The sequence below is a fragment of the Paenibacillus sp. FSL W8-0426 genome (assembly GCF_037969725.1).
GTDB lineage: Bacteria > Bacillota > Bacilli > Paenibacillales > Paenibacillaceae > Paenibacillus > Paenibacillus hubeiensis.
The window spans coordinates 2,125,965-2,146,293 of record NZ_CP150203.1; the positions used below are offsets into that span (position 1 = coordinate 2,125,965).

15 protein-coding genes are annotated in these 20,329 nt (G+C 52.9%); 12 read left to right on the top strand and 3 right to left on the bottom strand.

Annotated features, from left to right (window positions below; genetic code table 11):
* Window positions 1–247: 247 nt before the first annotated feature.
* Window positions 248–2,329 (top strand): acyltransferase family protein, encoded by a 2,082-nt coding sequence (locus MKY59_RS09825; RefSeq protein WP_339277308.1) that lies wholly within the window; start codon window positions 248–250, stop codon window positions 2,327–2,329.
* A 251-nt stretch (window positions 2,330–2,580) separates the two neighbouring features.
* On the top strand, window positions 2,581–5,157 hold the full coding sequence (locus MKY59_RS09830; protein WP_339278361.1) for a glycoside hydrolase family 2 protein: 2,577 nt from the start codon (window positions 2,581–2,583) through the stop codon (window positions 5,155–5,157).
* Window positions 5,158–5,250: 93 nt separating this feature from the next.
* Here MKY59_RS09830 and MKY59_RS09835 read toward each other — a convergent pair whose 3' ends face one another.
* The gene (locus MKY59_RS09835) at window positions 5,251–6,366 is read right to left on the bottom strand and encodes an FAD-dependent monooxygenase (protein WP_339277310.1); all 1,116 of its coding nucleotides are present in this window, start codon (window positions 6,364–6,366) and stop codon (window positions 5,251–5,253) included.
* 252 nt (window positions 6,367–6,618) lie between these two features.
* Here MKY59_RS09835 and MKY59_RS09840 point away from each other — a divergent pair, with 252 nt between their 5' ends.
* Entirely contained in the window at window positions 6,619–7,101 is a 483-nt protein-coding gene (locus tag MKY59_RS09840) for a MarR family transcriptional regulator (protein ID WP_236417995.1), read from the top strand.
* Between the two features lie 133 nt (window positions 7,102–7,234).
* On the opposite strand, the gene MKY59_RS09845 is transcribed toward MKY59_RS09840, so the two are convergent.
* Window positions 7,235–7,534, bottom strand: a complete 300-nt coding sequence (locus MKY59_RS09845; RefSeq protein ID WP_236417991.1) for a hypothetical protein — start codon at window positions 7,532–7,534, stop codon at window positions 7,235–7,237.
* 146 nt (window positions 7,535–7,680) lie between these two features.
* Here MKY59_RS09845 and MKY59_RS09850 point away from each other — a divergent pair, with 146 nt between their 5' ends.
* From MKY59_RS09850 to MKY59_RS09870, 5 genes are all read left to right on the top strand, one after another.
* Window positions 7,681–9,702, top strand: a complete 2,022-nt coding sequence (locus tag MKY59_RS09850) for a Na+/H+ antiporter (RefSeq protein WP_339277313.1) — start codon at window positions 7,681–7,683, stop codon at window positions 9,700–9,702.
* Between the two features lie 152 nt (window positions 9,703–9,854).
* Window positions 9,855–10,793: an aldo/keto reductase gene (locus MKY59_RS09855; RefSeq protein WP_339277315.1), complete on the top strand. Its 939-nt coding sequence runs from the start codon at window positions 9,855–9,857 to the stop codon at window positions 10,791–10,793.
* 114 nt (window positions 10,794–10,907) lie between these two features.
* Window positions 10,908–11,681 carry a polysaccharide deacetylase family protein gene (locus MKY59_RS09860; RefSeq protein WP_339277317.1) on the top strand — a complete coding sequence of 258 codons (774 nt, stop codon included), beginning with the start codon at window positions 10,908–10,910 and terminating at the stop codon, window positions 11,679–11,681.
* Window positions 11,682–11,846: 165 nt separating this feature from the next.
* Window positions 11,847–12,053 (top strand): YwbE family protein, encoded by a 207-nt coding sequence (locus tag MKY59_RS09865; protein ID WP_236417979.1) that lies wholly within the window; start codon window positions 11,847–11,849, stop codon window positions 12,051–12,053.
* Complete coding sequence (locus MKY59_RS09870) at window positions 12,050–12,682, top strand: DUF4269 domain-containing protein (RefSeq protein ID WP_339277320.1); 633 nt, start codon at window positions 12,050–12,052, stop codon at window positions 12,680–12,682. The genes MKY59_RS09865 and MKY59_RS09870 overlap by 4 nt, the downstream gene beginning before the upstream one ends.
* On the opposite strand, the gene MKY59_RS09875 is transcribed toward MKY59_RS09870, so the two are convergent.
* Window positions 12,651–14,081, bottom strand: a complete 1,431-nt coding sequence (locus MKY59_RS09875) for a hypothetical protein (RefSeq protein WP_339277322.1) — start codon at window positions 14,079–14,081, stop codon at window positions 12,651–12,653. The two genes, MKY59_RS09870 and MKY59_RS09875, sit on opposite strands and share 32 nt — an antisense overlap.
* A 636-nt stretch (window positions 14,082–14,717) precedes the next feature.
* Between MKY59_RS09875 and MKY59_RS09880 the strand changes: the two genes are divergently transcribed.
* The 4 genes from MKY59_RS09880 (at window position 14,718) to MKY59_RS09895 (ending at window position 20,217) form a co-directional block, all read left to right on the top strand.
* The gene (locus MKY59_RS09880; protein ID WP_339277323.1) at window positions 14,718–16,541 is read left to right on the top strand and encodes a sensor histidine kinase; all 1,824 of its coding nucleotides are present in this window, start codon (window positions 14,718–14,720) and stop codon (window positions 16,539–16,541) included.
* A complete protein-coding gene (locus MKY59_RS09885; RefSeq protein WP_236417974.1) occupies window positions 16,516–18,129 on the top strand; it encodes a helix-turn-helix domain-containing protein in 1,614 nt (537 codons plus the stop codon). The genes MKY59_RS09880 and MKY59_RS09885 overlap by 26 nt, the downstream gene beginning before the upstream one ends.
* Before the next feature lie 174 nt (window positions 18,130–18,303).
* The gene (locus tag MKY59_RS09890; RefSeq protein ID WP_236417972.1) at window positions 18,304–19,290 is read left to right on the top strand and encodes an ABC transporter permease subunit; all 987 of its coding nucleotides are present in this window, start codon (window positions 18,304–18,306) and stop codon (window positions 19,288–19,290) included.
* A gap of 18 nt (window positions 19,291–19,308) precedes the next feature.
* Window positions 19,309–20,217: a carbohydrate ABC transporter permease gene (locus tag MKY59_RS09895; protein ID WP_236417970.1), complete on the top strand. Its 909-nt coding sequence runs from the start codon at window positions 19,309–19,311 to the stop codon at window positions 20,215–20,217.
* The last annotated feature ends 112 nt before the right edge of the window (window positions 20,218–20,329 follow it).

A 20,329-nucleotide genomic window follows, 5' to 3' on the forward strand; every position in this document is an offset into this window, starting at 1 on the left:
GATTTGTAATGGTTGCTGTCATTTCTTCCCGGAAGCATCGGCGTATAATGCTAAACGGGAAGCGATGCGGATTCAATAAATATAGATGCAACGCGAACAGAATATGGCGCGTCTTTGTTGTGTGGAAATGAAGGATGGAAGGTGCAGTACGAATGTTAATGATGTGGATGACAACCAGAAATGCAACAAGCACGGCAACGCTACGGACGCTTTCGGCGTCGGCTCCTGCTGACAAGGAGGGGCTTGCATGTCACAAGTAATGAATGGCAGACGCCACATGAACGGGCTGGATGGCATGAGGGCCATCGCGGTGATGGCGGTCATCGCCTATCACCTGAATTTAGGATTTATTCCCGGCGGTTTGCTCGGAGTAGGCATGTTTTTTGTTTTATCGGGCTATCTCATAACGGATATTCTACTGTCTCAATGGAAGGCGCACGGGCGGATCGCCCTTGGCGACTTCTGGCTGCGCAGGGCAAGGCGGCTGCTCCCGGGCATGCTCACGATGACGGCGGTTGTAATGATCTGGTTGTTGTTTACTGATCCTTCCCGGCTTGCGGCGCTTCGCGGAGACATCATTTCGGGCATTTTATACATAAGCAATTGGTGGTACATTTTTCATCACGTTTCTTACTTTGAGAGTTTTGGGCCGCCATCGCCGTTCGGCCACTTCTGGTCACTGGCCGTGGAGGAACAGTTCTATATCGTTTGGCCTCTGATTCTCATTGCGTCGATCGCATTGTTTAAACGGAAAGGATGGCTGGTCGTATTCATCGTGGTGGTTGCGGAATTGTCCGCCGGCATGATGGCGATCCTGTACGATCCGGATCTCGATCCAAGCCGCGTCTATTATGGAACGGACACGAGGGCGTTTGCCCTTCTCGCAGGCGCAGCTTTGGCTGTCGTATGGCCGAGCCGCAAACTGTCCGCATCGATTGCCGCCAGGGGCAGAATGATGATGGATGCGGTGGGACTGACCGCCTTGGGCGTGCTTGTGGTTATGCTGTTGACCAGCAGCGAGTACGATCCTTCGTTATATATGGGCGGCATGGCATTGCAGGCTCTTGCTACCACGGTGCTTGTGGCAGTGCTGGCCCACCCCGCGTCGTTGCTGGCACGCGTCATCGGCGCAAAGCCGCTGCGCTGGATTGGTGAACGTTCATACGGACTATACCTGTGGCATTATCCGGTCATTGTGCTCACCAGCCCTGCCGTGGACACGGATGGAGCAGACCCTGTACGCATGCTGCTGCAAGTGCTGGCGACGTTTGTGCTGGCATCGTTATCTTTGAAGTATATCGAAAACCCGATTCGGCATAACGGGTTTCGCCATGCGTTTTCCGGATGGTGGGGTAAGGGGCGGCAGAATGTTCCGCAGCACCAATTGTGGGGAAAACGTGCTGCTCTTATGATGGGCTTGCTGTTGTTTTGCTTTACCATTTCGCAGATGATGGTTACATCGGCCGCCAACGTGGATTCCCATTCGGAATCGGTCTCGGCCACATTCAACGGAGATCGTGAATCGAATGAAGAAGAAGGGCATACGCTGCTCCCCAACGATGCGGGCTCTACTCCTGCTGAAGAACAGCATGTAACTGCAAGCGAGAAGCCTTCATCCGGTTCAGACCAATCGGCGAATGGAAGCAACGATCAGGGAGAGCCGCAGTCAAGCAATGATAAGCCGGCCGCTGGAGCGGGTTCCGGCGAAGGAAAACAACCGGTGCAGGAAGATGCGCCGGTCGTTTCGGGGAATGAACCGAAGGGAAACGTCCCCGACTCCAAAGGCAGCAGAGGGGGGAAAGCGCCGGAAGCTCCGTCCAATGAAGCGGGCAAGGAAGATGTCGTTCCACTGTCGGCCAAGGACGGAAAAATTGCATATACCGTGATCGGAGATTCGGTTATTCTGGATGCCAAACCTTATCTTGAAAAAGGCATAGCCGGCGTATACGTGGACGGGCATGTCGGCCGCCAGATGTGGGAGGCTGCCGACGTTCTGACGGAACTGGCACAGAATCGGAAATTGGGCAGCCGGGTCGTGCTTGAGCTCGGAACGAACGGTTCCTTTAACTCGAAGAGTCTGAATGCCGTACTTGACTCCCTCAAGGATAAAGAGCGGGTATATCTCGTGACGGTAAGGGTGCCACGTCCTTGGGAGCGTACGGTCAATAAAGCGTTGAACGATGCGGAAAGCAGCTACGACAATGTATCGCTGATCGATTGGTATAGTGCAAGCGAAGGGCACGACGAATATTTTGAGCACGATGGCGTGCATTTGACGGTGGAAGGGTCGGAAGCTTTTGCCGATCTCGTGAAAAGCAGCATCGAATAAACCGGAATCATATGATCCTAATTTTACGATTCAAAACGAAAGGCGTCTTTGCAGGAGCTCTCGAAGGAGGGCTCCTTTTTTGTGAACGAAATTTTTTGGACGCAGGGCAATGGTCTGTGTTAAGTTAGCTATGTATGCGTTATCTTTGAGTGTTGGGTGAAATCAGAGGCAATATATTTGTATATTTTTCGTTTCATTTTCTGAAAACGGTTTCTGCACGACTATGTTTAATGCTGGGAGAGAGGCACATGATGACGTTGAAGAATTCAGATCTGGATTTGTCGGGAGAATGGAAAATACAGCATTTCGAGGTGGGCGAAAAACGGGCCATGGAATTGGCGGCGGCCGGATTGGACGACCGTTTTTGGATCGGAGCGGACGTGCCGGGGGATGTGCACACAGCCCTGATTCAACGCGGTATTATTGATCCGCCGTATTATGGGCATAACGATGCCAAAAGCCGTTGGATCGAACATAAGGAATGGTGGTACAGAACCAACTTCAACTGCGTGAAGGAGATGAACGCGGAAGATCGCTTTGAACTGGTTTTCGAGGGGCTTGATACCTTTGCAACGGTATACGTCAACGGGCATGAAATCGGCAAAACAGCCAACATGCTGATGTCCCATACGTTCGACGTCACAACGATCATCCGCAATGGATGGAATGCTGTCGCCGTAAAATTCGATCCGCTATCCATCCATCATCGGGATAAGGAGCAGTTTGACTGGTCCTCCTATACGAAGGAACGACCCTGGTTACGCAAGGCGGCCATGAACTTCGGATGGGACTGGGGCCCGCGCATGGTCACTGTGGGGATCTGGGGAAAGGTATGGCTGAAGCGCAGCACCCGTGCCCAGCTAAAGAGCGTGTATGCGCAGACCCGTGCTGCGAGCAAGCAGCAGGCCCTTGTCGATGTTACGGCAGAAGCCGCCTCCGTTGAGTCTTTTCGCAGCAAGAAACGAAGGGAGCATCCGATCTCCCTTACTTGCGATGTACGACTGTTTGATGCACAAGGAAACGAAATCGCATCGGCTCACGGCCTAGCCGTGCTGGCAGGACAAGCGAAGGCTACTTTGTCAGTTTCATCACCGCGTTTATGGTGGACGCATGATCTTGGCGAGCCGTATTTGCATACGCTTGAAGTCGTTCTTTATGCAGATGGCCGGGAAGTGGATCGGTACAGCGAACCGTATGGCATTCGCACGATGGAGCTTGCCCTGCACAATGAGCAAGGAGAATCTTCGTTTGCGTTTGTGCTGAACGGAGTGAAGATATATGCCAAGGGCGCCAACTGGATTCCCGCAGATCATCTGATCGGTTCGATTCCGGAGCACCGTTATCGCGAATTGGTCGAGCTGAGCGTGGAAGCCCATATGAACATGCTGCGGGTATGGGCGGGCGGAATCTACGAGAAAGACGTGTTCTATGACGAATGTGACCGTCAAGGCGTGCTGGTATGGCAGGATTTTGCGTTTGCCAACGCATTGTTCCCGGATTTCAATCAGGATTTCATGGAGAACGTGCGCAGGGAAGTGGAAAACAATGTAGTGCGTTTGCGCAATCGGGCCTCGCTTGCCCTGTGGTGCGGCAATAACGAAATCGATTGGCTGTATGACATGAAATCGGCTAGCGGAGATATAACAAGCCCGTTCTATGGCGAATTGATCTATCACGAGCTGATTCCGGAAGCGTTGGAACGGCTTGACCCGTCCAGGCCATATTGGCCATCCTCGCCTTTTGGCGATAGCCACGGAATGGATGCCAACGATCCCGGCGTCGGTGATCGGCACAACTGGCAGGTGTGGCATGGATCGGTGTATCCGCGAAAACAAGGCGAACCCCCGTTGTTGGACTACAGCGTCGAAGGCGTAACGTTCAAAAACTATAAAAAGGATATGGCGCTGTTTAGCAGCGAATTCGGCATGCATGCCTCGGCGAACAGGTATACGCTTGAAAAAAACATGCCTCCTGGCCAGTTTTATTGGGGGAGCCCTGAGATGGCTTACCGAAATAAAGACACGAACCACCAGAAAGGCATTTTGCTGATGGAAGGCTACACAGGCATTCCGCAAAACATCGATGAATACATGAACTTTTCGATGTTGACACAGGCCGAAGGCTTGCGTTACGGCATTGAACATTTCCGGCGGATCAAACACCGCAACAGCGGTGCGCTGGTATGGCAGCTGAATGACAGTTGGCCGGGCACGAGCTGGTCGATGATTGATTATGAGCTGCTGCCTAAGGCTTCTTTTTATTATGGGAAAGTGTTCTTTCACCCTGTTTTATTGTCCTTGGAGCATGAACCGGGCGAACCGCTTGCCCTCTGGATGGTGAATGATACGCTGGAACCGGTGCGTGGGCAGCTTCAGCTTCGGGTGTATGATTTTGAAGGCGGAAACGTATACTCCAGCAGCTATGCCGCTGAGGTGGGCCCGCAATCGGCGGTCTGCGTGGCGAAGTTGAATGAAGCGGAGGCGCTTATGGGCCGGCGTGCCCAAGACGTTATTGTCGAACTGAGCGCGGAAGGGTTCGCGGCACCTTCCAATCGATATTTCTTGCGCGATCCGAAGGAGGTGGCATTGCCGGAATCCCGGCTGAGCGTGCACGTCAACGAAGAGGAGCTATCTGTCACGGTGACGGCGCATCATGCGATTGCCCGTATGGTCAAGCTGGAACTTCCCTTGGGCCGCGTCCGGTTCAGCGACAATTATTTTGACCTGCTGCCGGGGGAGAGCCGGACTGTGCGCTTGCGCCATCCGGAACGGGGCAGCTTGCCTTTAAGCGAGCTCAAGGTGAGCGCCATGAACGGGCGAGAAGGCTAATTGCGTTTGCCCCAAAAAAACAGCCGGTTGCACTCACAGGCATTCCGGCTGTTTTTTTATTCTTGTTGATGCAGTCAGGCATTTTTGCACACACTAAACCATAAAGGAGGCGTAACGCTCCTGGAAGGAATTCTCCATGTCGACCTGTTTGGCCAGCTGTTGTTTCACTTTCTCCCCACGAGCGAGCTGCAACTGCTGTAATGGAGCCATATCGATAAAGTGGTCATCAGCCATTCCGATCAGCAATTCAGCTAACACGTCGGCATCCTCGATGGCGGCGTTCAGGCCAAAAGCACCCGTAGGCGTCATGGTGTGTGCCGCATCGCCGAGCAGCACAATATTGCCATGCGTCCACGACTCGCAGTAACTGCTTTCCACGGATAATAATACAAAATCGCTCCATGACCGGATATGGGCGGCCACGGAATCCGAAAGGCACGGAAACGCGGCGACCAGTTGCCGGATGAACGGCTCAAAATGCTGCTGCCGCAGTTTCGGATAAGAGCCTTGCGGAATATTCCAGCCAATCTGCACGTAACCGCCGAACTGGGAGAAAAGAGCGAGCTGCTCGCCGTCCATGCTGGCCAGGCGCACAGCCGGTTCCCATGCCGCCGGAGCGGGGATTCGCGCCCATAACAGATCATACCCGTGCTTGCGGACGTCCGGAACCAAACCCGCATGCCTGCGGACGGCCGAATAACGCCCGTCTGCGCCCACGATGACCGAAGCCCGGATGGAGGCGGGCGATCCGTCTTGCCGTACGTGAATCCCGATCACGTTATCCTGCTCGTCTTTCAGCAGACCGGTCATGATCGTATTGAACAATACATGTTCCCGGTTGCCTGGAAGCCGGCCGGACTCGGCAACGATGACGTCGAGCAGATGATGCTGAGGCACATGAATGCCTACATGGGACTCGTGTTCACCTGGATAGACGGTGTGCAGGATGCTCCCGTTTTCCCAGTATTCTATTTTTGCGAGCGGAAGCGTGCCGCTCTGGGCAACGAGAGAATACAGCCCGTATTTGTTCAGGACAGCCTCGCCGTCCTGGTTAAGCACTTCGCCGCGAAATGACTTATGCAGGTTCGCCTGCCGTTCGACCAATGCCGTGGATATTCCTTTTCGGTTCAAAAGATGAGAGAGCAGCGTTCCGGCAGGACCGGCTCCCACGATGCACACATCAACGTGTAACGGAGTATTATTGTTCATGTCTGTAAGTTCCCTTGCATTAAAGTAGCTTGCCATCAGTATATACAATTACTTAATGATAACAAATTTACAAAAATCATTAAGTAACTAAAAGTAACTTAAACGTATATGTTATTATAAACAAATCTTTTGAACGATTGCAACTGCCATTTCATTTTTTTGGCGAAGCCGTAAGGGTAAATTGCTCAAACCGTTTTCGTTAAATATGTTACAATAAAAGACAGGTTATGATTTTAGTCGGGAGGAAAAGGTATGCGCCCAGAACCGGAGCAAAGCTCGCAATTGGCAAATGTGGATCAATTGATTGAAGCTTTTTTCAGATATAAAAACAAAGTGTTGGAGCAAAAACAGAAAACGGACACGAATTGCAAACTGAACCCAACCAAGAGTCACATTCTTGGCATGATTTTGCGCGAAGGCCGCTGCATGGCTGTCGACGTGGCCAGGCAGCTCAGCCTCTCTTCAGGGGCAACGACGATTGTGCTGAACCAGTTGGAGAGCGAAGGCATGATTCGGCGCGTACGCAGCGAGGAAGACCGCAGAATCGTCTGGCTTTCCCTTACGGAAGAAGGAGAACAGCTTGCGCAGGCATTAAATGCAAATCGCGGACGCATGACGTGGGAGCTTTTGCAGGCGCTTACGGAAGAGGAGCAGCAGCAAATGCTGGGTATGCTGAAGAAGATTGAACTGAAGCTGTTGGAGAAAATGAAGCAATTGGAGCACGCGAACCGTTGAACGGGCATGTGCAGAAAGACGTCAGTATTCAGGGATGCCCCGTGCAACGGGGGCCATCCCGAAAACTGGCGTTTTTTTCTTGTTCCCGCACAAGAAGCAGGGGCCGGGTGGAATGGATGAGCGACCGACAGCATTAAAGACGGAAACGTTCAATGTGCTCGGTTAACCCCTCTTCGAGCAGGATTTCCTTTTGCCGCCTGCCGAGCAGGTCAAAGTGTGGGTAGGGCTGTCGCCGGTGGATGTACTGCGGGTCCAATCCGTGATCCCTGCACCACTTCTCCAACCGATCCAGGTCGGCGCATCCCACCTTGGTCACAGTTGTGACGCCGGGGAAACGGGAATCGATCCAATAATGAGTCAGATAAGCCAGCTCGCCTTGAGCGACGCGTTTTTTCCATTCGGCCAGTTCCTGCCGTTTGATTCCGAAGGCCATAACATCAAGATCCTTTCCAATGCAGGTATTGTCCGGTTCTTATTGTAACATCTTATAGTCAGAATCGGTCTTTTGGGTTTGAGGTAAGCGCCAAACGATACAACATGCGAAACGTCAAACTTTTGCCTGCGGAAAGGAAGGTCATCATGGAACTGTTTATCCCTGTGCTCGTGCTTCTTGTGCTGATCGGCTTATCGAATATTTTAAACCGGTTCGTACCGTTTATCCCCGTTCCGCTGATCCAGATCGCGCTGGGCGTTGTCGTTGCTTTGCTACCCCACGGCGTGAAGCTTCCGCTTAGCCCGGAATTGTTTTTTGTGCTGTTCATAGCACCGCTGCTATATAACGATGGCAAACGCACGCCCAGGCACGAGTTGTGGAACCTGAGGGCTCCCATTCTGCTGCTGGCGTTAGGCCTGGTTTTTGTTACCGTTCTGGTTGCCGGATATGCGATTCATTGGTGGATTCCCAGCATTCCGTTACCGGCTGCTTTCGCGCTCGCCGCGATTCTGTCGCCCACGGACGCGGTTGCCGTCGGAGCGATGGCAGGCAGGGTTCATTTGCCGAAAAGCATACATAGGCTGCTGGAAGGCGAAGCCTTGATGAATGATGCTTCCGGTCTGGTCGCGTTCAAATTCGCCATCGCGGCCACGGTTACAGGCGTCTTTTCCCTGGCGGAAGCATCGGTCAGCTTTCTGATTATCTCGATTGGCGGACTGCTGCTCGGGGCGATTTTGTCGTTTTTGCTCATTCGCCTTGGCGTCTGGGTCCGCAGGCTTGGCATGGAGGACGTCACCGTCCATATGCTCCTGCAGATTCTAACGCCGTTCATCATTTATATGGTCACCGAGGAGCTGGGCGTTTCCGGTATTTTGGCCGTGGTGGCGGGAGGTATTATCCATGCGATTGAGCGGGACCGTACCGAATCCGTGCAGATCAAGATGCAGGTGGTATCGGCCAGTACGTGGTCGGTCATTCTGTACATTTTGAATGGTCTCGTCTTTGTCATTTTAGGGGTGCAGATGCCTGACGTATTGGGCAAAATTTTCTCGAGTGCCTCGTTCGACAACCTGCAGGTGCTCGGATACGTCGTTCTGATCTCGGTTCTGCTGCTGCTGCTGCGGTTCGCCTGGATTTATTTGTTCTGGCAAGGCAGCGACGCGCTGCTAGGCAAATCGTTTATTGGCAAACCAAAGGTGAAAGAGACAAGCATCATCACATTGTCCGGGGTGCGCGGGGCCGTTACGCTGGCAGGAGCGTTCTCCATTCCGTATGTTCTTCAGGACGGTTCTCCTTTTCCGGAAAGGGATCTGATCATCTTTTTGGCGGCGGGTGTCATTTTGTTCACGTTGATTGCCGGCAGTGCCTTGCTTCCTGTATTAGCCAAAAAGGATGAATCCGTCGGCGAGGAAACTCCTCAGAAGACGGAGCGCAAAGCGCGGAACATGATGCTCAAGGCCGCCATACGCGCCGTCAAGTCGGAGATGACCGACGACAACAAGGCTGCTGCCCTTGCTGTGGTTTCCGACCTTTCCAAAACCATTCGCCAAGCATCCGGCTTGGATGCACGGAAACAGAAGGAATTTTTGAAACAAGAGGCGGATATCAGCCTGATCGGCACCCGGGCAGAGCGCAAAGAAATCGAAAGCATGATGGATGAACAAGTCATCTCATCCGATGCGGCGTTCAAATGCAATAGTTGGCTGGACAAAAAGGAAATGATGCTCTCCAGCCGCACGAATGCACAGATGATGTATTCGCTCGGCGAGATCGGGCGCATGTTCGGCCATCTGTTTGCCAACCGGGCGGGCAAACCGGATAAACCGTTTGCCATCGAAAATGCGGACCTGTATCGCCAGGTCAAATTGCGGAGCTCCGAAGCGGCGATCAAGGCTATCCGTTCACAGATGAACGACAGCAATCGCTCTGCGGCGTTATCTGTCATCGCTAAATACGAACGCCTCGTTGCGAAGCTAAGGTCATGGAACGAGGATGAGACGGAAGATCCGTTCGATCAGGAAAAGCTGCAGCTGCAAATGGTAGCCGTTCAGGAACAGCGCAATACCGTGCAGCAGCTGTACGAAAACGGCGAAATCAACCGGGACGTTGCGGCGAAGCTGCGCCGCTTCATCAACGATGTGGAGGCAACCGTTTTGAAGAATAGCTGAAACCGATAAATCCGATATTTTAAATCCGATTATGCTTCTGGTATAATCTCATCACAGCCGATCCTCGTCCAGGGATGCTGCGGGTGCCTGATTCATCCGGTTTGATAGATGGGTACCTACATATCAATTTCAATAAAGGAGATGCGTGAGACATGACAGAACAACAGACACGTCTGGGTAAGAGCGAGCTGGTGGTTAATCCCATCGGGCTGGGGGCAAATGCGGTCGGAGGCCACAATATTTATCCGAATTTGCTCAATGACGAAACGGGCAAGGATGTCGTTCGCACGGCACTGGAACAAGGCATTAACTTTATTGATACGGCCTTTATTTATGGACCTGAACATTCGGAGCGCTTGATCGGCGAAGTGTTGAAGGAAACCGGAAAGCGTCAGCAGGCGGTCATCGCCACCAAAGCTGCGCATAAATTCGTGGACGGCAGCATCGTTCTCGACAATTCCCCCGCCTTTTTGAAAGCTTCAGTGGATGAAGCGCTGAAACGGCTGCAAACGGATTACATCGATCTGTTTTACATCCATTTTCCGGATGAACACACACCGAAAGATGAAGCAGTCGGAGCATTGGCCCGATTGAAAGAAGAAGGAAAAATCCGGGCGATCGGTGTTTCGAACTTCTCGATCGACCAGCTGCGCGAAGCGAACCGTGACGGTTACGTCGATGTGCTGCAATCGGAATATAACCTGTTCAAACGGGAGGTGGAGAAAGAAATTCTCCCGTATACGACGGAGCAGCATATTTCATTCGTTCCGTATTTCCCGCTGGCTGCCGGGCTTCTTGGCGGCAAATACACCAAAGATACGACATTCAAGGACGGCCGGGCCAAAAATCCGCTGTTTACCGGGGAAGCTTATATTCGAAATCTGGGCAAGGTGGACCAGCTTCGGAGCATCGCCCAGTCCAAAAACGTGGAGGTCGCGCATCTGGTGCTTGCCTGGTACCTTACCCAACCATCCATTGATGCATTGATTCCGGGCGCCAAAAAGCCGGAACAAGTCGTATCCAATCTGAAAACCTTGGAAGTTCGGTTGTCCGCCGAGGAAATTGCGGTGATTGATCAGATTTTCCGTTAATTTAGAAGCTGCAAGGAGACTGCAGGCACTTGTTTCGCCCTGGTCTCATAGTTCCGCGAATTCGGGAAATGCTAACAGGGAGTTTACGTTTGAACATAAAGTGAGGACAACGACATGAACCTGAAGGCAGCCCGAATGATCGGACTTGTCATGATTTTGCTGTTAAGCAGCAGTACAGCGCAGGCTTCGCCGGTAAAGAAAAACCGCGATTACTACGAGCAGCGCGGCGAGATCGTGTGGGAAGTGCCGACTCAGGGCAAATTGATTGCGCTGACGTTCGACGATGGTCCGGACCCGGTCCAGACTCCGCAGATTTTGGCTTTGCTGAAACGGTATGATGCCAAGGCGACGTTTTTTGTGCTCGGAAAATGGGCGGAAAAGTATCCTGAGCTGATCGTGCAGGAGCAGCGTGAGGGCCATGAGGTGGCCAATCACACATTTAACCACATGTATTCCAACAGATCGACCGGTGCAAGCAAGGTGCTGCGCGAGATGGATGAGGCGGAGAAATCCATTATCGAGGCCGGAGCCGAGCGTCCCGTCTTGTTTAGGCCCCCTGGCGGATTTTACAATGATACGCTGGTGCAAATGGCGAAACAGAAAGGGTACACCATTGTGCTCTGGTCCTGGCATCAGGATACGCGGGACTGGGCATCGCCAGGGGTGGGGCGTATTACCAAAAAGGTGCTGACCAATGCCCGTAACGGGGATATCGTTCTTTTTCACGATAAGGTTGAAGGCAAGTCCCACACGATCGCTGCCCTGGAGCAAATTTTACCTGTCTTGCAAAAGCGGGGATACCGGTTCGTCACGGTCTCCGAGCTGCTCGCCCTGAAAGCAAGGGAAGCTGCGAACGATGACGTTTCGGCGAAGCATCACCGTCCATAAGCATGACAAAGCCGCAGACTCCCGAAAGGGTGCAGTCTGCGGTTTTGTGTTTTTCACAGCAAGCATTCTCCCTTGGCAAAGGCGGGCTGGAAGCTCTACAATAAATGCAGCGCGACGAATGATGTTCTTCATGCATGAACAAATAACGGAAGGAGAGAACGGCATATGAATGGACAACAACGGGCAAACATCAGACCAGGACTTGAGGTGGATATCGTCCTGAAAGAGGATCAGCGGTCCGGCAAATTGACGAGGGGCATCGTCAAGGACTTGTTGACCAACTCCCCCACACACCCTCACGGCATCAAGGTACGTTTGACGAATGGGCAAGTGGGAAGAGTGAAACAAATCATCACGGGTTCACCCGAATGAGCGATGGCGAGATGCGACCGGACTTGACGAGTGCGGCAGGCGTCATGACCCATCTTGCATCAGGCAATGAAAGACAGCGATCCGCTTATCGGGCACTGAAGCAGAGCGGGTTGATGGAGCGGTTGGCGGCGTACCATCCATATCCCGCGGGAACCGTGCCCATCGATATCGATGTGCCGGGCAGCGATATCGATCTCTTGTGCGAAGCCGAGGATCTGGAGCGGTTCAGAGCTGTGGTGCATCAAGCGTTGGGAGAGATGGAAGGCTTCCAATGTACCCTAATAACCCGAGAAACGGGAGTGTCGCCTTACGTCGTCTGCAGCGTGTCTACAGGAGGCTGGCCTGTGGAAATATTCGCCCAATCCATGCCGGTCCGGCAGCAAAATGCCTACAGGCACATGCTGGTCGAATGGGCGTTGCTGACGCATTGGGGACGTGAAGGGCATAAGGAGATACGCAGACTGAAAAATAAAGGAATGAAGACGGAACCGGCATTTGCATATGCGTTGGGATTGAATGGGGATCCCTATGCTGAATTGCTGAATCTGGCGGACAAGAGTGATGAAGAACTGGCTGATCTTGTTCGTTCACGACCAGTTACATCAGAAAAATCGCAACTACCGTTGTGACGATCAATCCCAGCAGCACCGGCTTCAGATTGCGTCGGGCCAGCTCGAACGGGCTAACCCCGCAGATCGCCGCGGCCGGAATTAACGCCCACGGAATCAGCGTACCGCCACCGACCCAGATGGCGGCAATCTGGCCGAGCGCAGTCAGGGTTGGGGCTGCATCCGCCGTTCCGGCAAACATCGATGCCACGGAACCAACCAGCGATATGCCCGAAAACCCCGATCCATCCATGCCGGTGATCGCCCCGGTCAACGTTAGCGTCACTGCGCCCACCGTATGGTTTAATGGCACAAGGCCCGCAAGGGCTACCCCCAAATCGTTTACGATGCCGTGCGATCCGTCCGGAAGCGGACTGCTGAACAATTCGTTGATGGCGGCATCTCCGAGGTAGAAAAAAGCCGCTATGGGAATGACCGGCCCGAACACCTTGAACCCGAATTGAAACCCCTCGATCAAATACTCCGTGGTCTGCTCGGGTCCTTCGTGACGATGCGCCGCGAGGGTTACCGCGATCAAAATGAGGATCGCCGTGCCGCCGATCAGCGCCGTGGCATCTCCCCCCTGCAGCTTCAGCACAAACATGAGCACAACATCGACCGCAAACAACAAAGGAATGCCAATGGCAAATACGTGCCGAAGCCGCGAAGGTAAAGGGCGGACGCCGGCATTCGCTTCGTTCGTTGGAGCTTCCTGCGTCGGCGTGTCCGTTACGGCTTCCGGCGAAGAGGACGGGAGAAGGTTGCCCGTTCCTTGGTTTGAACGCATCTCCCGCTGAAGCATCCAGAACGCAGTGAGCGTGGAGACGGTGCCCATAACGATGACCAGGGGCAGGCTCGCAGACATGACGGAAGTTACGGATAATCCGGCTGCATCTGCGGTCAGCTTGGGCGCGCCTTGAATGATGAAATCTCCCGACAAAGCGATGCCGTGCCCGAACAGATTCATGGCGACGGCCGCGCCGATAGGCGGCAGGCCGACCCGGACCGCGACAGGAAGCAACACGGCTCCCACCAGCGCCACTGCCGGAGACGGCCAGAAGAACAGGGATACCGTCATCATGATGAGCCCGATGCCCCAATACGCAACCTGAGGCGATCGGATAAACCGGGTGAGCGGCGCAACCATCGTCTCGTTGATGCCTGTTCGGATCAGTACCCGGCTCATAGCCACGATGATCGAGATGATGAATATGGTGCTGAGCAGCTCTTTGGCCGCATAAACAAAGCTGTTGAAAATGCCGGTAACCGACCCGCTTAATGTTTCGGTCGCAAGGATTCCGATCGTCATTACTCCGGCCACGCAGATGATCGTTGTATCCCTGCGGCGAATCATGACGGCCATGATCAGGACGATAAAAGCAAGATATACATAATGCAACGAAGTGAGCTGTATATGCATGCTGCAGGCCACCCTTCTTCTTGAAAGTCAACGTATCATATGCTTGGGTGGGCGCTCAGGTGTACGTGCCGAACTACGAATTGTACAACTCTGCTCATGACTGCCGAAGACAAGGGATTGCGTGACCTTGCCTGTTTTCTGCCCTAACCGAAGGGTTGAAGGATTTTTTTTACAAATGGAGAACTATCTATGTAAACCGCAAAAAAACATACACACGTCAACGGAGAGGCAGAACCAATCTGGAGAAGCGAAGCGTTCGCTGAAAGCTTTCTGAAAGAAAGCTGCATCGGAAGCATAGGCTTATCACCGGATTTTCCCCTTAGAAAAGGGGAATCAAAAAATCTGGGGATAACAGCGATCGGAAGATGGTACTGCACTCGCAGTGCCTTGTGTGATTGTTAGTGCGGTAAAGAGAAAGTCGACTTTCGAAGCAACACGAGGCGGCAAAGCGATTCGAAAGGAAAGTCACCATAATGTTCAGAAACAGGTCACGGAATGACATAGACAATGAACAATGACCGTGATTACAATGAAACATGCCATAAAAGGAAGGAAATTGCAGATGCCGTACATTCGAGGTTGACATGCCCTGCGTACAGGCACTTTTGATAACGCTTTCGAAAAGGGCGGGAGACGATGAATTTTATCCGTTCATTACGCTTCAAATTCATAGTTGGATTGACGCTGATCATGCTTCCGCTATTTTTGCTGATGTATTACAACAACGTGTATGCCATGAATGTGGTCAGGGATCAAGTGTCTCTTACCAACATGAACCATCTGGCAAAGAGCGTGGAGCAGAATGAACGCGTGCTGCAGGAAACCAACCGTTATTTATACAGTCTGGGTGAACGCGATCCCGACATCATTTCATTGTTCTTCCTGAAATACGGCAGCGGCGATTACATTATCGCGAAGCAGCGGATCATGAACAAATTTATGACCGATCTCGGATTCTACAGCTTGATCGATTCTTTTTTTCTGTATGACGCCGTGAACGACGACCTGCTGCTCGCCACATCGGGCAATTATGATGTCAAAATGTCGCTGGTCCGCGAAAACATGCCTGCGCAAATGCAGCAGTTCGAAGGTGAAATTCAGCAGCCGGAGTGGGATATCGTGCAAGGACCGACATGGAATGCGCTCGCGAAGACGGTCCGGATCAATCAGCAGTTTTACGCCGGAGCGCTTGTGGATATGAACGCGCTGAATCATCCCGAACAGTTCACGGAAGCGGGAGGGCGGGGTGGCGCCGTCATTGTGGGCGAGGACGGGAAGGCCCTCTCGGATTCCGCCCTGAAAGAGGGTCAGATCCGTCTCGCGGCCGCGCACCTGTCCGGCCTGCAGAGTCCGTATCAGGTTATCTCGGAGGATACGTCCGCGGGAGAGACCAAGCAATATCTTATGTTGGGCATCCCTTCGGCGATGTCGGACATGAACTACATTGTGCTTCTGCCCGAAGAGGACATGATGCGCAACCTTCCGTTTTTTCAACGGATCATTCGCCTGCTGCCCCTGGGGGCGGCAATCATTCTGGTCACTGCGCTCGTGTTTATGCGCCAGCTCCTGTTCCGGCCGATCCACATGCTGATTCGCGCCATGCGGCGGGTGAGCCAGGGGGAGCTTGAAGTCCGGCTTCCGACTCCCTCCTCGTCCGAATTAGCCTTCGTGACGAGCAGCTTCAATCAAATGACGAGCCAGATCCAGCATTTGAAGATCGATGTATATGAGGAGCAGCTGCGAACGAGGGAGGCGGAGTTCAAACAGCTGCAGATGCAGATCAATCCTCATTTTTATCTAAACTCGCTTAATATCATTCACAGTCTGGCCTCGCTGCAGAAGCATGAACTGGTGCAGCAGATGGCAGGACATCTTGCGGATTATTTCCGATTCAGCCTGCGTGCGGGCAAACGCGAAATCCGGCTTGGCGAAGAGATGGAGCATATCCGGCACTACCTGGAAATCCAGAAGCTGCGCTTTCCGAATCGCTTGAACTACGTGCTCGACATTGACCCGGCCATCTCGCAGTACGTTCTCCCTCCTTTGACGCTGCAGCCTTTTGTCGAAAATGCCATTATCCATGGCTTTCAGCGGCGATCAGAGCCATTTGTCATTGAAATCGAAGCCAAATGGGCGCCTCAAGAGGACGGCGGGGCTTCCGTTGCAGCCGGAACGCCTCCCGCCCGCGGCATGCTTGAGCTGTGTGTCAGGGACAACGGCGTCGGCTTTGACCCGGAGCTGTTGGACCGGTTGCAGCAAGGACAATATGCAGAAAATCCGGATGGACAGCACATTGGCATCTGGAACGTTGCCCACCGTTTGCTTGTAAAGCACGGCGATCAGGCCGGCATTTCATTTAGCAATCAGCCCGCAGGAGGGGCGGCTGTCGTCATTCGATTGCCCGCCCAGACCGAAGAGAAAGAAGGAGGAAACTATGCGCAACCTGTTGATCGTGGATGATGAAGTGTACGCGCTGCAGGCCATGATGGAAGGCATCGACTGGAGCAGAGCCGGAATAGACCGGGTGTTCGGCGCAGGTGATGCCGAGGAAGCCAGAATGATTCTGAAAAGCCATGCCATCGATATCATGGTCTGCGATATTGAAATGCCTGGCGAAACGGGACTTGACCTGCAAAGCTGGGTATTGAAACATGATCCGGGCATGCTGACGATTTTTCTCACAGGGCATGCGCTGTTCGACTACGCCCAGACGGCCATCAAGTTGAACAGTTTCGATTATGTGCTGAAGCCTGCACCGGCCGATCAGCTGCTGAAGACCGTTTCCCGGGCGGTGGAAAAAATCCGGGCAGGCGAGCAGAGCAAACATACCAATGAAATCTATGAAACGGCGTATAAACGCTGGCAGGCTCATAAACCGCTATTGACCGAACGATTCTGGAAGGATGCCGTTTCGCAGCGCGCCGCGTTGACGACAAAGCGACTGGAAGAATTGGCTGAGGTTTACGGAGCGGAGATCGATCCCCATGCCCGCGTGCTGCCTATTGTGATTTCGGTAGAGGAGTGGGTGCGCGAGTTCAATCTGCGCGATGAAGAAGTGCTGGAATACGCTTTGCGCAATGCGGCCCGGGAGATGCTGCTCGGAGTACGTCCGGGAGAGGTATTTCAGGATCACGGCGGATTAAACGTCGTTCTCGCCTATGAGCAGGACGGCATCGTTCCTCTGGCGGAAGACATTGAGAAAGACTGCCAGCTGTATATTCAGGAATGCGGCAGCTACTTCTATTGCAGGCTTTCTTGTTATGTTGGCGCCCCTGTGGCCGTGACGGAGCTGCAGGGCATGTTAAACGAATTGATGGACATGGAGCGGCGCAATATCCGGGAGCTCGAAGGGGTTTTTACGTATGACAGGAAAGCCCGCCAAACGGAGGATCGTTTTTTGCCGATCCCTTGGCTCCCGGAACTGTCGATCCTGTTCGAAACGGGCAAAGTCGCGGATTTGCGCACGCGCGTGGATGAAATCTTTGAGCTGCTGGAAACCGAGGAGCATCTGTCGCCGGAAATGCTGAGGCTCTACTACCATGCGATGCTGCATATGGTTTATCCGCTGCTGCACCAGAAAAACGTGTCCGTGCGCAGCTTGTACGGGGATGAGCGGGAACCGGAAGAAGGCGTCGTGACGCGTTCGTTGCCCCAATTGAAGCAGTGGACGTCTGATTTGATCGATCGCGTCATTCCCGTGTTATATCCGGATGACCAGAACCCGATGACGGTGGTGGACCAATTGTGCGTATATATTGAGAATCATATCGGCGAGGAACTCATGAGAGAGGAACTGGCTGCCTTCGCTGGATTCAATCCCGCATATCTCTCCCGCCTTTTCCGCAAGGAAAAGGGAATGTCGCTCTCCGAATTCATCCTGCAGCGCAGGGTGGATATGGCCAAAACGCTGCTTTCCCAATCCACGGTCAAAGTAACGGATATCGCGGGCAAGGTGGGGTATTACAACTACTCGCATTTCACAAAAATGTTCAAGAAGTGCACAGGCATCACCCCGCAGGAGTTCCGGAAACAGTCCCGCACCGTATAAACACTGACGCAGCATGCTGCGTCTTTTGTTTTTGCGGCAAAGTCATAATTTGACCATGAATTGGTAACCACAGCAGATATAGCAGCGACGCTTGCCCGCCGTATACTTGAACCACAGGAGAACCATCCGATGTTCGATCCTGAGGAATTCAAGAGGAGTGAGGGAGACGAAGCCATGATGACACAACCCCGGGCGGGCAAACGAGCCGGAATTTCGGAAGTCCCCGAGAGGACCACTCGGAAACGAAAGTCTGTTTGGTACAACCTCGGAAAATACAAAGTGCTGTACCTGATGTTTTTGCCAGGTGTCCTGTTTCTGCTGGTCAACAACTATATGCCGATGTTCGGCGTGCTGATCGCCTTCAAAAACGTAAATTATGCCGACGGCATATGGGGCAGCCCGTGGAGCGGCTGGGACAATTTCAAATATTTGTTCTCCACCAGCGATGCTTGGGAAATTACCCGCAATACGCTTGCTTATAACACGGTTTTTATATTGCTTAATCTGGTTGTCGGCGTAGGCTTGGCCATACTGCTGAACGAAGTAAAGAACAAGGGCATGTCGAAACTGTATCAATCGCTGATGCTGCTGCCCTACTTTTTATCGATGATCGTGGTAAGTTACCTGGTGCTAGCCTTTCTCGGAAAGGATTCCGGGTTTATGAACTCGACCATTCTGCCCCTGTTCGGCGGGGAGCCTGTAGATTGGTATTCGGAGACGAAGTATTGGCCCTACATTTTGCCGCTGGTGAACACGTGGAAAAACATCGGGTACTACGCGGTGATTTACCTGGCAGCGGTCGTCGGCATCGATGAAGAGTATTACGAAGCGGCCGTGCTGGACGGTGCGAACAAATGGCAGCAAATCCGTTCGATTACGATTCCGTTTCTCGTGCCGCTCATCATCATTATGACCCTGCTGCAGATCGGCCGCATTTTCTACGCGGATTTCAGTCTGTTCTATCAGGTTCCGCTCGAGTCGGGCGCATTGTTCCCGGTCACCAACGTATTGGATACCTATGTGTACCGCACATTCCTGATCGGAGGGGACATCGGAATGTCCTCCGCAGCCGGATTGTATCAGGCGATCGTCGGTTTCGTGCTGGTGCTTATATCGAATTCCATCGTCCGAAAAATCGATAAAGATAACGCACTATTTTGAGAGGAGGCACATCAGCCTGTGAAAACACGTGATCCGCTAGCCATATCGCGGCGTTCGGCCGCGGTCATTCACGCCATGTTCCTTTTTTACGCCATCGCCTGCATCGTGCCGATCCTGCTTGTCTTTGCGATCTCCTTTTCGGACGAAACGACGATTGTGGCGAACGGCTACAAGCTCATTCCCGAGAAGTTCAGCCTGCAGGCTTATGAATATTTGTTCAAGGATATGGATCAGATTATCCACTCTTATGGAATTTCCATTATCGTCACGGTCATAGGCACCGTCACCAGCGTGGCATTGACAGCACTGTATGCCTATCCGCTATCCCGGAGGGATTTGCCGTACCGCGGCTGGTTCGCGTTCTTCATTTTCTTCACCATGCTGTTCAACGGCGGTCTCGTTCCCTGGTATCTCGTCTATGTGAACGTGCTGGACCTGAAAAATTCGATTCTCGCACTCATTTTGCCGCTGCTGATGTCACCGTTCTTCGTGCTTGTCATGCGCACTTTTTTCGCGAATTCCATTCCGACGTCCATCCTGGAATCGGCACGGATCGACGGCGCTGGAGAGATCCGGACGTTCGCGAAAATCGTGCTTCCGCTCTCGCTGCCCGTTCTGGCAACGGTCGCCCTGTTCAGCACATTGAACTACTGGAACGACTGGTACCTCAGCATGATTTTCATTTCCGATAACCGGACGATCAGCCTTCAGTACCTCATGTACCGGACGCTGCTCGATATTCAATATTTGACGTCCAATTCCAACGTGTCTTCACAGATCTCTTCGCAAGGCGGATTGCTGAATCTGCCGAACAAAACGCTGCAGATGGCGATGGCGGTCGTCGGGATCGGCCCGATCGTGCTCGCGTATCCGTTCTTTCAGCGCTATTTCATCAAAGGACTTACCGTAGGAGCTGTGAAAGGCTAACTCCGCCCGGTTAACGGAGGGGAAAATGGACTCAGGCCTGGATGGACAATGAAAGGGCATATACAAACCGACTGTGCATACAGTCCTGCCGACTTAACGGCTATGCTTGGCG